General features: G+C 63.4%; 15 protein-coding genes. 7 read left to right on the top strand and 8 right to left on the bottom strand.

Annotation, left to right across the window (positions count from 1 at the left end):
* The first annotated feature begins 38 nt into the window (after window positions 1-38).
* Both AC3I65_RS23345 and AC3I65_RS23340 read left to right on the top strand, forming a co-directional pair.
* The gene (locus tag AC3I65_RS23345; RefSeq protein WP_488524216.1) at window positions 39-923 is read left to right on the top strand and encodes a sugar nucleotide-binding protein; all 885 of its coding nucleotides are present in this window, start codon (window positions 39-41) and stop codon (window positions 921-923) included.
* Window positions 916-1,845 (top strand): NAD-dependent epimerase/dehydratase family protein, encoded by a 930-nt coding sequence (locus AC3I65_RS23340; protein ID WP_076383450.1) that lies wholly within the window; start codon window positions 916-918, stop codon window positions 1,843-1,845. The genes AC3I65_RS23345 and AC3I65_RS23340 overlap by 8 nt, the downstream gene beginning before the upstream one ends.
* 135 nt (window positions 1,846-1,980) lie before the next feature.
* Here AC3I65_RS23340 and AC3I65_RS23335 read toward each other — a convergent pair whose 3' ends face one another.
* The 5 genes from AC3I65_RS23335 to AC3I65_RS23315 all read right to left on the bottom strand — a co-directional run bounded on the left by AC3I65_RS23335 (window position 1,981) and on the right by AC3I65_RS23315 (window position 6,195).
* The gene (locus AC3I65_RS23335; RefSeq protein ID WP_107321784.1) at window positions 1,981-2,679 is read right to left on the bottom strand and encodes an OmpW/AlkL family protein; all 699 of its coding nucleotides are present in this window, start codon (window positions 2,677-2,679) and stop codon (window positions 1,981-1,983) included.
* A gap of 256 nt (window positions 2,680-2,935) precedes the next feature.
* Window positions 2,936-3,454 (bottom strand): DUF3299 domain-containing protein, encoded by a 519-nt coding sequence (locus tag AC3I65_RS23330; RefSeq protein ID WP_047229754.1) that lies wholly within the window; start codon window positions 3,452-3,454, stop codon window positions 2,936-2,938.
* Window positions 3,455-3,465: 11 nt separating this feature from the next.
* Window positions 3,466-4,731 carry an ABC transporter permease gene (locus tag AC3I65_RS23325; RefSeq protein WP_488524215.1) on the bottom strand — a complete coding sequence of 422 codons (1,266 nt, stop codon included), beginning with the start codon at window positions 4,729-4,731 and terminating at the stop codon, window positions 3,466-3,468.
* Between the two features lies 1 nt (window position 4,732).
* A complete protein-coding gene (locus tag AC3I65_RS23320; protein WP_076383452.1) occupies window positions 4,733-5,443 on the bottom strand; it encodes an ABC transporter ATP-binding protein in 711 nt (236 codons plus the stop codon).
* Window positions 5,444-5,604: 161 nt separating this feature from the next.
* Complete coding sequence (locus tag AC3I65_RS23315; protein WP_047229751.1) at window positions 5,605-6,195, bottom strand: DUF2796 domain-containing protein; 591 nt, start codon at window positions 6,193-6,195, stop codon at window positions 5,605-5,607.
* A gap of 132 nt (window positions 6,196-6,327) precedes the next feature.
* On the opposite strand from AC3I65_RS23315, the gene AC3I65_RS23310 reads away from it, so the two are divergent.
* On the top strand, window positions 6,328-6,675 hold the full coding sequence (locus AC3I65_RS23310; protein WP_047229750.1) for a hypothetical protein: 348 nt from the start codon (window positions 6,328-6,330) through the stop codon (window positions 6,673-6,675).
* A 67-nt stretch (window positions 6,676-6,742) separates the two neighbouring features.
* Here AC3I65_RS23310 and trxA read toward each other — a convergent pair whose 3' ends face one another.
* The 3 genes from trxA to AC3I65_RS23295 form a co-directional block, all read right to left on the bottom strand.
* Window positions 6,743-7,615 (bottom strand): thioredoxin, encoded by an 873-nt coding sequence (gene trxA / locus AC3I65_RS23305; protein ID WP_488524214.1) that lies wholly within the window; start codon window positions 7,613-7,615, stop codon window positions 6,743-6,745.
* A gap of 181 nt (window positions 7,616-7,796) precedes the next feature.
* The gene (locus AC3I65_RS23300; protein WP_076383455.1) at window positions 7,797-8,450 is read right to left on the bottom strand and encodes a class I SAM-dependent methyltransferase; all 654 of its coding nucleotides are present in this window, start codon (window positions 8,448-8,450) and stop codon (window positions 7,797-7,799) included.
* Window positions 8,447-8,917, bottom strand: a complete 471-nt coding sequence (locus AC3I65_RS23295; RefSeq protein ID WP_173406495.1) for a YbaY family lipoprotein — start codon at window positions 8,915-8,917, stop codon at window positions 8,447-8,449. Before AC3I65_RS23295 ends, AC3I65_RS23300 begins: the two co-directional genes overlap by 4 nt.
* Window positions 8,918-9,044: 127 nt before the next feature.
* Between AC3I65_RS23295 and nrdR the strand changes: the two genes are divergently transcribed.
* Genes nrdR through ribBA form a run of 4 tightly spaced genes read left to right on the top strand, consistent with a single transcriptional unit; the run spans window position 9,045 to window position 12,456 of the window.
* Window positions 9,045-9,509, top strand: a complete 465-nt coding sequence (gene nrdR / locus AC3I65_RS23290) for a transcriptional regulator NrdR (RefSeq protein ID WP_024778359.1) — start codon at window positions 9,045-9,047, stop codon at window positions 9,507-9,509.
* Window positions 9,506-10,639, top strand: coding sequence for a bifunctional diaminohydroxyphosphoribosylaminopyrimidine deaminase/5-amino-6-(5-phosphoribosylamino)uracil reductase RibD (ribD, locus tag AC3I65_RS23285; protein ID WP_488524213.1), 1,134 nt, complete (start codon window positions 9,506-9,508; stop codon window positions 10,637-10,639). Before nrdR ends, ribD begins: the two co-directional genes overlap by 4 nt.
* 46 nt (window positions 10,640-10,685) lie before the next feature.
* The gene (locus AC3I65_RS23280) at window positions 10,686-11,348 is read left to right on the top strand and encodes a riboflavin synthase (RefSeq protein WP_160893665.1); all 663 of its coding nucleotides are present in this window, start codon (window positions 10,686-10,688) and stop codon (window positions 11,346-11,348) included.
* 16 nt (window positions 11,349-11,364) lie between these two features.
* The gene (gene ribBA, locus AC3I65_RS23275) at window positions 11,365-12,456 is read left to right on the top strand and encodes a bifunctional 3,4-dihydroxy-2-butanone-4-phosphate synthase/GTP cyclohydrolase II (protein ID WP_076383459.1); all 1,092 of its coding nucleotides are present in this window, start codon (window positions 11,365-11,367) and stop codon (window positions 12,454-12,456) included.
* The last annotated feature ends 25 nt before the right edge of the window (window positions 12,457-12,481 follow it).

Genomic DNA, 12,481 nt, shown 5'->3' with positions numbered 1-12,481 from the left:
CCCAATTCTTTTGCCAACAGACCGGGCCTGCTGACTTTATGCGAATGCGCCTTATGTTACTGGGCGGCGGAAATGCCCTTGGGCAGGCGCTGATTCGCCTCGGTGCGGAAGAAGACATCGGTTTTCTTGCCCCCCGCCCCCCCGAAGACGGCTGGGATGCCGCGAGCCTGACGCAGCTGCTGGACGACACTCGACCGGACGCCTTGATCAACCTGGCGTACTACTTCGACTGGTTCCAGGCTGAGACCGTCAGCGAGCAGCGCCTGGCCAGCCAGGAGCGCGCCGTCGAGCGGCTGGCCGAGCTGTGCCAGCATCACAACATCATTTTGCTGCAACCGTCGAGCTATCGCGTGTTTGATGGATCCCGCGCTACGGCGTACAGCGAAAAGGACGAACCTGTGCCCTTGGGGCTGCGCGGGCAGGCGTTGTGGCGGATTGAGCAGAGCGTGCGCGCCACCTGTCCACAACATGTGCTGTTGCGTTTCGGCTGGCTGCTGGACGACAGCGCCGACGGCATCCTGGGACGTTTCCTGGCCCGGGCCGAACAACCCGAAGACCTGCTGTTGGCCGACGACCGTCGGGGCAATCCGACGCCGGTGGACGACGCGGCGCGGGTGATCATCTCGGTGCTCAAGCAACTCGATTGCGCCGCGCCGTTGTGGGGCACCTACCACTATGCCGGGCATGAGGCGACCACGCCGCTGGCGCTGGGGCAGGCGATCCTCACCGAAGCCCGGGCCCTGCATCCCCTGGCAATCGAATCGCCTACTCCCCAGGCACACGTCGCACGGCCGGACGCCGCGGAAGAACCGCAGCATGCGGTGCTGGCCTGCAAGAAAATTCTGCACACGTTCGGGATCAAGCCCCGCGCCTGGCGCGCTGCACTCCCGGGCTTACTGGATAGGTTTTATCGTCATGGCTGAAGGTCCTGTTTTAATCACCGGCGGCGCTGGTTTCATTGGTTCGCACCTGACCGACGCCTTGCTTGCCAAGGGCCATTCGGTGCGCATCCTCGATGACCTGTCCACCGGCAAGCGCAGTAACCTGCCACTGGACAACCCTCTGGTTGAACTGATCGAAGGCGACGTGGCCAATGCGGCGCTGGTAGCCCGGGCCGTGGCCGGTTGCAGCGCCGTGGCGCACCTGGCAGCGGTGGCTTCGGTGCAGGCCTCGGTGGACGACCCGGTGCGTACGCACCAGAGCAATTTCATCGGCACCCTCAATGTCTGCGAAGCCATGCGCCAGGCCGGGGTGAAGCGGGTGCTGTTCGCCTCCAGCGCAGCGGTCTATGGCAACAACGGCGAAGGTGAGTCCATCGACGAAGACACGCCCAAGGCTCCGCTCACGCCATATGCTTCGGACAAGCTGGCCAGCGAGTTCTACCTGGACTTCTACCGCCGCCAGCACGCACTGGAGCCGGTGGTGTTCCGCTTCTTCAACATCTACGGCCCGCGCCAGGATCCGTCCTCGCCCTATTCCGGGGTCATCAGCATCTTCAGCGAACGGGCACAGAAAGGCCTGCCGATCACGGTGTTCGGCGACGGCGAGCAGACCCGGGATTTTGTCTACGTCGAAGACCTGGTGGACCTGTTGGTGCAGGCTATCGAAACACCTGAGGTGCAAGTGGGCGCGGTGAACGTCGGCTGGAACCAGGCCACGACCCTCAAGCAATTGCTCCAGGCCCTGGCCACGGTGGTGGGCGATCTGCCGCCGATCAGCTACGGCCCGGCGCGCTCCGGCGACATCCGCCATTCCCGGGCTGACAATCGCCGGCTGTTGGAGCGCTTCAGCTTTCCACAACAGACGCCGATGAGCGTGGGGCTGGCGCGGCTGCTGGGACGCTGAATCCTACGCCACCAAAAACTGTGGGAGCGAGCCTGCTCGCGATAGCGGTTTGTCAGCTGGCATCAATGCCGGCTGATCCAACGCAATCGCGAGCAGGCTCGCTCCCACAGGTTTTTTCTTACTCTCAAGAATGATTTAGAACTTGTAACCCAACCCCACCATGTAGATCCAAGGGTCCACATCGACATTCACCTTGGCCCGGGTTCCGCTGGCCACGGCGTTGTTGTCCACATAGGCGGTGGTGTCGATGTCGATGTAGCGAATCTGGCCGTTGACCATGATGTTGTCGGTCAGCATGTAGTCGGCGCCCACTTGCCACGCCATGCCCCAACTGTTGCTCGCCCGGAAGTTGCTGAAACCGTTGGCGCTGGCTTCGCTGCCGACGTGCTCATCGTAGATCCAGGTGTAGTTGATGCCGGCGCCGACGTAAGGCTGGAAGGCCGACGTGGCGTCGAGCGGGTAGTAGACCAGGCTCAGGGTTGGCGGCAGGTGCTTGAGGGTGCCGAGCTTGTTGTTGGCCGCACCCAGGGCGGTGCCTTTGATCTTCACATCGTGCTCGAACGGCGATGCGGCCAGCAGTTCGATGCCCAGGTTGTTGGTGATCATGTAGGCGAAGTTCAGGCCCAGCTGTGTGTCGCTGCTCATGGTTGCCTTGCCGCCAAGGTCGGCGCCGGCCAGCGGGCCACGATCGACCTTGACGCTGGAACTGTCGGCTTCCGGGTTGACGGTGATGGCGCCGGCGCGAACGATGATGTCGCCAGCGGTATGAGCCTGGGCGAGCGGGGAGGCGAGCGCGAGGGCCACGAGGGAAGCGCTGAGCAGAGACTTTTGCATGGGAGCTCCAGAGGGCATCTAAAATTGATGTCTCATGGTACGCAGCGCTCTAGGGCGGTCTTTTGACTCAGCTCAATGAGTCTGGGTCTATTAATTGACTCAGCTCAATAAAATGATGATGAGGAAATCTTGAGGGCCCCATCGCGAGCAGGCTCGCTCCCACATTGGACCGGATTCCTTCTGAAGCAACTCGGTCAACTGTGGGAGCGAGCCTGCTCGCGATAGCTATTCCATTGCCAACACATCACCACCAGATTCACTCCGGCAGCTCATACACATAAATCTTCTCAGCCGCCATCTGATACCCGGCATCGGCCAGTTCACTGGTGGACGGCTTGACCTGCATCGGCCCTTCGACCCAGTACGGCTGGTACAACTCGTCGAGCTTGACCCCGATTTCACTTTTCACATGCACGATCTGATTCGACGGCGGTGGCGGTACGTGGATGCAAGCGCCGAAATACGGCACCAGCAAAAAGTCCGTGGTGCGGCCTTCTTCGCTGACTTCCAGCGGCACGATGTAACCCGGCAAACGAATCTGCTGGCCGTCGAGTTCCTTGACCACCGGCGCGTTGGGCAGATCCTGCTTGGCCGCGGGGGCCGCTTCGGCGGCCAGGGCATCGCTCATCTGCGACAGGTCGTGCAGCGGCGTCATGTTCGGCACTTCCGGCGGTGCGTCCGGCGGGATCATTTCCTGCCACGACAAGTCCCTCGGTTCGGCCGCCCACAGCGGTAGGGCGACCGTCATCAACAGCGCAAGCAAAGCGCGGGGCATCTTCAACGTCCTCATAAACGGATCGACAGGCCATCGGCCAACGATTGGCGATAGGCGCGCCAGGCCGGCACGCTGCCCATCAGTAGAGCGGCGACCAGAATGCCAGCCATCAGCGTCCATTCATATTCGCTCGGCCAGGCCAAGGGCAGATACAACCCATAGGCCGACTGCACATAACCCTGCGCGGCGGCGATGCCGATGTACAGCAGGGCCAGCCCGGCGGCGACCCCGGCCAGCGCCAGGGCGAAGGCTTCGAGCACCAGCAGGGTCGCGATGTGCCACGGCCGCGCGCCCACCGAGCGCAGGATCGCCATCTCCCGCCGCCGCTCGTTGAGGCTGGTGAGAATCGCCGTGAGCATGCCGATCAGACCGGTCAGCACCACGAACAGCGAAATCACGAACAAGGCTTTTTCCGCCGTGCCCATCAGGCTCCATAACTCCTGCAACGCCACGCCGGGCAGGATCGCCAGCAACGGCTCGCCGCGGAACTCGTTGATCTCGCGCTGCAGGGCGAAGGTGGAAATCTTGCTGTTGAGGCCAAGCATGAACGCGGTGATCGCCTTGGGCGTCAGGTCCATGTTGCGGGCCTGGTCGGCGCTGATGCGGCCCTTGCCCTGGGCCGGCACACCGTTTTTCCAGTCGATGTGGATCGCTTCCATGCCGCCGAGGCTGATGTGCAGCGTGCGGTCCACCGGGGTGCCGGTGCGCTTGAGAATACCGACCACGGTGAAGGGCTTGTCATCGTGCTTGACCAGGCTGACCACCGCCACGCCGTGGGCCAGCACCAGTTTGTCGCCCAGCGTGTAATGCAGCGCCTCGGCCACTTCGGCGCCGAGCACCACTTCGAATGGATCGGTGGCGAAGGCGCGGCCCTCGGCCAGCGCCAGGTGTTGCCGGCGACCGTATTGGTAATGCTCGAAGTAGGCCTCGGTCGTGCCCATCACCCGGTAGCCGCGATGGGAATCGCCCAGGGACATGGGGATCGCCCACTTCACTTTCGGGTTGCTGGCGAACTGCTCGAAGCTGTCCCAGCGGATGTTGTTGGTGGCGTTGCCGATGCGAAACACCGAATACAGCAGCAGGTTCACCGAACCCGAGCGGGCACCGACGATCAGGTCGGTGCCACTGATGGTGCTGGCGAAACTGGCCCGCGCCTCGGTGCGTACCCGCTCTACCGCCAGCAGCAGGCACACCGAAAGGGCAATGGCGAATGCGGTGAGGATCGCGGTGAAACGGCGGTTCGCCAGGCTGGCGATGGCAAGACGGAACAAATACATCTCAGACCTCGAGTGGCGTGGCGGCGCGATTGAGATCGGCCAGCGAGAGGTTGCGGTCGAACAGCGGCGCCAGGCTCTGGTCATGGCTGACGAACAGCAGGCTCGATCCAGCCTCGCGGCATTCAGCGAACAGCAGCCGCAGGAAGTTTTCCCGGGCGTCGTAGTCCAGTGCCGAGGTGGGTTCGTCGGCGATCACCAGTTCCGGCTGGCCGATCAATGCCCGGGCGGCTGCTACCCGTTGCTGCTGGCCGATGGACAGCGAGTCGGCGCGGCGCCCAAGCAGATTCGTGTCGGTCAGGCCCAAGTGCGCCAGCAGCGTGGCAGCGGCTTGATCGACGCTGCCGTGACGCTGGATCGCCCGTTGCGCACGCAGTTTCGAGAAGTGACAGGGCAGTTCAACGTTCTCGCGCACCGAGAGAAACGGCAGCAGGTTGAATTGCTGGAAGATGTAGCCTGTGTGGTCGACGCGAAAGCGGTCGCGGGCCCCGGCGCCCAGTTCGGTGAGTTCCTGGCCGAGCAGGCGAATGCTGCCCCGGTCCGGTGTCTGCACACCGCCCAGCAGCCCCAGCAGCGTGGTCTTGCCGCTGCCGCTGGGGCCTTTGAGAAACAGCGTCTCTCCCGCCTCCAGGCGAAACGCCGGGATATCCAGCAAGGGTGGATGTCCGGGCCAACTGAAGCCCAGGTCGGACAGTTCGATGAGTGCTTGAGTCATGTTTGCGGGTTCAAAAGATGAATACCTGTGGGAATACCGGTGGGAGCAAAGCTTGCTCGCGATGAGGCCGTCACATTCAACTTGGGTGTCGACAATCGAACCGCCATCGCGAGCAAGCTTTGCTCCCACCAGGCTCGCTCCCACATTGGTTTTGCGGTCAATCAGAATTTCAGGGTGGGTGCCTTGGCCGTCACTTCCACGCCTTGCTGGCCGCTCGGGCTGATCAGTTGTACCTGAATTTTCTGGGTGGCCGGGAAGGTTTTGAACAGGGTCGCCAGGTCCAGGTTTTTCAACGCGCCCGGGGTGGCGCAGGTGAACTGGTAGTGGGCATGGATTTCACTGTGTTCGCCGTGGTGTTCGTCGCCATGCTCATCTTCGTCGTGGTCGTCGTGGTCCGGTTCATCGCCAAACAGCGGACTCTCCAGTTCCTGCTGGGCCACGGTGCATTTGGCGGCGGCGGGCAGGCTGAACAGCGCCAGCGGCTTGTCCAGTTGCGCACGCACGGCGGCGACCTTGGCCTTGTCGGCATCGCTGGTGGCAGCGTGTTCGAAGCCCACCAGGTTCATCGCCGGGCTTTCCAGCTCCAGTTCCAGGGTTTGGCCATCCAGGGCGGCATTCAGCCGGCCGACACCGTGTTCATGGGCGCCGAGGCTGCCGTGCTCGTGATCATGATCGTGGTCATGCTCGACCGCCGCATGGGCGACAGCCAAGGGCAGCAGGGCGAACGGCAGGGCGAGAAGCAGACGGCGCATGACGAGTCTCCAGATAAAATGTGTGTTCTGTTATGTAATCTTATAACGAAAGTGCGCAGAGTTTGACCGGCTGCTTGGCGTCGCGCAAGGCCCATGGGAGCATGGGCACATGAAATTTTCAGGAGCACGGTAATGTTGCGGATACGCGGAACCGTCGGTGATTGGCCGGTGGACTTGTCGATCGACATGGATGAGGGCGACTGGGCGCAGCTCGGCGCGCAGTTGCAAACGGTCAGGCCCGATAACACGGCGACGGCTGCGGCCAGGCCGGCCAACCAGGACGATGCCTTGTGGCAGATCGCCAGGGAATTGCTGCGCAAGGCCGGGCAACTGAGCGGTCCGGACCTGCTGGAACAGCTCGAAGGCCTGACCGGCAGCGCCCCGGCCGGCAAACGCCTGTTAGTGCGCTTGCGCCATAGCCCGGACGTGAAAGTCATCAGCGGCGGCGATACACCGCTCTACAGTTGGCACGCAGATTGAGCCGCAAGCCCCAAGCTGAAACGAATCGCCGCTTGCAGCTCGAAGCTTACAGCTTGCAACGGCTCCTCTAGTACAACGCCGCAAACAGCTTGCGGCGATAGGTCGTCACCAGCGGATGGTCGTTGCCCAGCAATTCGAAGACTTGCAGCAACGTCTTGTGGGGTAGGCCTTCGCTGTAGCTGCGGTTGCGGATGAACAGCTTGAGCAGCGCATCGAGGGCCGGCTCGTACTGCTGGCGGGCCAATTGCTGGATTGCCAGTTGATACACCGCTTCGTCGTCCTGCGGATCTTTCGCCAGGCGGGCCTTGAGATCGGCGGCGTCCGGCAGATCCTTGGCCAGGCCGAGAAACTGGATCTGCGCCTTGGCCCCGGCCAGCGCGGCCTTGTGCTCGTCGCTTTTCACCGCGTCGAGCACGGTTTGTGCCTCAGTCAGCTCACCGCGCTCGGTCAGGCAGCGGGCATACAGGATCAGCGCCTTGGCGTTGGTATTGTCTTCCCCCAGCAGTGCAGTGAGCACGGCCTCGGCATCAGCGAAACGCCCCTCGTCGAACAGCGCCTGGGCCTGTTCAAACGGGTCGGCGGCGGCCGGAGGCGGCATCTGTACATGAGGTTCGAGCATCGCCCGCACGGCGGACTCCGGCTGGGCCCCGGCGAAACCGTCGACGGGCTGGCCGTCCTTGAACAGCACCACGGTAGGCAAGCTGCGAATGCCGAAGCGGGCGACGATGTCCTGCTCGATGTCGCAATTGACCTTGGCCAGCAGCAGTTCGCCTCGATAGCTCTCGGCAATGCCTTGCAGCATCGGCATCAACGCCTTGCACGGCGCGCACCACTCGGCCCAGAAATCCACCAGCACCGGTTTGTGAAAAGAGTTGGCGATCACCGACTGGTCGAAATCGGCGGTGGTGGCTTCGAAGATGTACGGGGTGTCCTGGGTCATGGGGAATCTCGTAGAACGCTTGAATGGGGCAACTATACGGCTTGGTGGGGGGCGGCTGAAAGCGGGGGGGCGGTGCCTTATCGCGAGCAGGCTCGCTCCCACATGGGATTTGTGATGAACACACATTTTGTATTCGACACAAAACCCTGTGGGAGCGAGCCTGCTCGCGATGCTCTTGAGGCTAACGCCGCGCGTGGTACAGGCTCACATGCCGAAACTCCTCGGGCTCGGCCAGATCCGGCAAGGTCATGGCTTCGAGCATTTCGATGCGCCGGTACAGCGGATGCTGGAAATCCCGCACCCGGGAGTCGGCCACCAGGGCCTCGCGGCCGCGACTGAGGAACTGGTCGAGCAACGGCAGGTTGGCGCGGTCGTAAAGCACATCCGCCACCAGGATCAGGTCGAAGCGATCGTCCTCGGCGAAAAAATCCTCCGAGTACCCAAGCGTTACGTCATTGAGCAGGGCATTGGCCTGGCACGCAGCAAGCGCCAGAGGATCCAGATCACAGGCCACCACCTCCAGCGCCCCGGCCTTGAGCGCGGCAATACCCGCCACGCCGGAACCGGCGCCGAAGTCCAGCACTCGCTTGCCTGCGACCCAATGCGGCTGTTCGACCAGATAGCGTGCCATGGCCAGGCCGCTGGCCCAGCAGAAGCTCCAGTAAGGTGGCTCGTGGAGAATGCGCCGGGTTTCTTCCGGGCTGAACGCGCGGTCCATGTTATCGCCGTCGATCAGCCACAATTTCAGCTCAGTCTCAGGCAGTGGGCAAGCCACTAGGCGCGCGTCTCCAAGCAACTGGCCCAACGCGTGTTGCAGGTCTTGCGGTGAATTCATGGCGCTTTGACAAATTGCAGCGCGCCCAGCGCCTGAGTGGTCGGCTGGCTGATGCGTTGCTCCGGCAGATGCAGGATCAACTGGCCCGACTGGCTGGCGCGGCCGCGCAGTTCCACGCGGGCGCCAACCGGGAAGGCTTCGGGGTTGAAGCGCAGGCGAAAGGGCAGCGCCTGGTTGGTGCCGATCAGGCTCGAGCTGGCGAGCAATTGTTGCGGACGATCCTTGTCATCGATCACCAGCAGCGCCAGTTCGACCTCGGCCCCGGCCGGTATCCCTTGCAGGGTGCCGCTCAACTCCCGCTGGTGCGCCGGTAGCGGCCCCAGTTCGGCGGCCTGGCGGGCTTTTTCCTGGGCCTGTTTCGGCGCAGGGGGCTTGGCCGGGGCGGGGGCATCGGGTTTGGGGGCGTCGCTGCTGCACGCCATCAGCAGGCTGAATAGACTGAGCAAAACGAGCGATCGTAGCGGCATGTGTGGCTCCAGCAAGGTAAATTCCAGGGGGCTGACGGTAACCCCGTCTGTATACCGTAAACCCTATGGCTTGTCTTGCCAGTGGGATGCGCTACCATGGCCCTCCCTTTTTTTGTTGCCTGCCACCATGCACTGTCCCTTCTGCGGTGCCAACGACACCAAGGTCATCGACTCGCGACTGGTCGCCGAGGGCGAACAGGTCCGCCGCCGGCGCGAATGCCTGGCCTGCGGCGAGCGTTTCACGACGTTCGAGACCGCTGAACTGGTGTTGCCGCGCCTGATCAAGACCGACGGCAGCCGTCAGCCGTTCGACGAAGACAAACTGCGCGCTGGCATGCAGCGCGCCCTGGAAAAACGCCCGGTGAGCGTCGAGCGCCTGGAAGCGGCGCTGGTGCACATCAAGCACAAGCTGCGGGCCACTGGCGAACGCGAGGTCAAATCCCTGGTGGTCGGTGAACTGGTGATGGCCGAGCTGCAGAAGCTCGATGAAGTCGCCTACATCCGTTTCGCCTCGGTCTATCGCCGTTTCCAGGACTTGAACGAATTTCGCGAAGAAATCGACCGCCTGGCCCGCGAACCGGTGAAAGAATGACCAGCCCGGCGCAGCAGGCGGTCCTCGACGCCCAACACATGGCCCGTGCCCTGGAATTGGCGCGGCGCGGTCACTACACCACGCATCCCAATCCCCGGGTAGGTTGCGTGATCGTGCGTGACGGTCAGGTTGTCGGCGAAGGCTGGCACATTCGCACCGGCGAACCCCATGCCGAAGTCCATGCCCTGCGCGCCGCCGGTGAACAGGCTCGGGGCGCCACGGCTTACGTGACCCTCGAACCCTGCAGCCATCACGGGCATACGCCGCCCTGTGCCGATGCGTTGGTCAATGCCGGCGTGGCGCGGGTGGTGGCGGCGATGCAGGACCCGAACCCGGAAGTCGCCGGGCGCGGCCTGCAGCGGCTGGCCCAGGCCGGTATCGCCACCGAAAGCGGCGTGCTGGAAGGCGAAGCCCGCAAGCTCAATGAAGGTTTTCTCAAGCGCATGGAACACGGCTTGCCGTTCGTGCGGGTCAAGCTCGCCATGAGCCTCGATGGCCGCACCGCCATGGAAAGCGGCGAAAGCCAGTGGATCACCGGCCCGGCTGCACGTTCGGCGGTGCAACGCCTGCGCGCCCAGGCCAGTGTGGTGCTGACCGGCGCCGATACGGTGCTGGCCGACAACGCCCGGCTGACCGTGCGCGCCGATGAACTGGGCCTGGATGCGCAGCAGACCGCGCTGATCATGAGTCGTCCGCCGTTGCGGGTACTGGTGGACGGTCGTCTGCGCGTGCCGCTGGACGCACCTTTCTTCAAGGCCGGCCCGGCGCTGGTCGCTACCTGCATGGCGGTGGAAGAACAATACGCCAATGGCCCAGAATGCATGATCGTGGCGGGCGACGATGGCCGGGTCGATCTGCGTCGCCTGCTGATGGAGCTGGCGGGCCGCGGCGTCAATGAAGTGCTGGTGGAAGCCGGCCCACGCCTGGCGGGGGCTTTTGCCCGGCAAGGATTGGTGGATGAGTTCCAGATTTTCATCGCCGGCAAGTTCCTCGGCTCTTCGGCACGACCGTTACTGGATTGGCCGCTGGCGCAGATGAAAGATGCCCCGGAGCTGAAAATCACCGAAATCCGTGCCGTGGGCGATGACTGGCGAGTCATCGCCGTTCCCGTTTCGCAGGCCCGCGTATAATTCCCGGCTTTCGCTCAAGCGGCGGCCCGTTCTCGAGGAGGACTCCATGTTTACCGGCATCATCGAATCCATCGGCAGCATCCGTGCACTGACCCCCAAGGGCGGCGACGTGCGGGTTCATGTCGAAACCGGCAAGCTCGACCTGAGCGACGTCAAACTGGGCGACAGCATCGCGGTAAACGGCGTGTGCCTGACCGCCGTCGAACTGCCGGGCAATGGTTTCCTGGCGGACGTCAGCCGCGAAACCCTCGACTGCACCGCCATGAACGATCTCAAGAGCGGCAGCCCGGTCAACCTGGAAAAAGCCCTGACCCCTACCACCCGCCTGGGCGGACATCTGGTCAGTGGCCATGTCGACGGCGTGGGTGAAGTGGTTTCGCGCAGCGATAACGCCCGGGCCGTGGAGTTTCGCATCCGCGCCCCGAAAGAGCTGGCCAAGTACATCGCCCATAAAGGCTCGATCACCGTCGATGGCACCAGCCTGACGGTCAATGCGGTGGATGGCGCCGAGTTCCTGCTGACCATCATTCCGCACACCTTAAGCGAAACCATCATGGCCTCGTATCGGCCCGGTCGCCGGGTCAACCTGGAGGTTGACCTGCTGGCCCGTTACCTGGAGCGCCTGCTGTTGGGCGACAAGGCCGCAGAGCCTGCAACCGGTAACATCACTGAAAGCTTTCTGGCCGCCAACGGCTACCTCAAATCCTGACCCAAGGGGGTGCCGCGTGGCGCTCAATAGCATCGAAGAACTGGTTGAAGACATCCGCCAAGGCAAGATGGTCATCCTCATGGATGACGAAGACCGCGAGAACGAAGGCGACCTGATCATGGCCGCCGAGTGCTGCAAGGCCGAACACATCAACTTCATGGCCAAGCACGCCCGTGGCCTGATCTGCATGCCCATGACCCGCGAGCGCTGCGAGCTCTTGAAGCTGCCATTGATGGCGCCGCGCAACGGTTCCGGCTTCGGCACCAAGTTCACCGTGTCCATCGAGGCCGCCGAGGGCGTGACCACCGGGATCTCCGCCGCTGACCGTGCTCGCACTGTGCAGGCTGCCGCCGCGAAAGACGCCAAGGCCGAAGACATTGTCAGCCCCGGCCACATCTTCCCGCTGATGGCCCAGGCCGGCGGCACCCTGGCCCGTGCCGGCCACACCGAAGCGGCGTGCGACCTGGCGCGCATGGCCGGTTTCGAAGCCAGCGGCGTGATCTGCGAAGTCATGAACGACGACGGCACCATGTCCCGTCGCGCGGAACTGGAGGCCTTTGCCGCCGAACACAACATCAAGATCGGCACCATCGCCGACCTGATCCACTACCGGATGATCCACGAACGTACCGTTCAGCGGATTGCCGAGCAGCCGCTGGACAGCGAACTGGGCCAGTTCAACCTGGTGACCTACCGCGACTCGGTGGAAGGTGACGTGCACATGGCGCTGACCCTGGGCACCGTGTGCGCCGAAGAACCGACCCTGGTGCGCGTGCATAACATGGACCCGCTGCGCGACCTGCTGATGGTCAAGCAGCCCGGCCGCTGGAGCCTGCGGGCCGCCATGGCCGCGGTGGCCGAGGCCGGCAGCGGCGTGGTCCTGCTGCTCGGACACCCGCTCGATGGCGACGTGTTGCTGGCGCACATCCGTGAAACCGGCGATAACACCATCGTGAAAAAACCGACCACCTACAGCATCGTCGGCGCCGGTTCGCAGATCCTGCGGGACCTGGGCGTACGAAAAATGCGCCTGATGAGCGCACCGATGAAATTTAATGCGATATCCGGTTTCGACCTGGAAGTTGTAGAATACGTGCCCTCCGAATAATGGCCCGGGATTTCCGGCTCAGTAT

The organism is Pseudomonas sp. N-1-13, from assembly GCF_057787095.1.
Note: the sequence above shows the minus strand (reverse complement) of the source record. Positions and strands in the feature narration are given on the sequence as shown.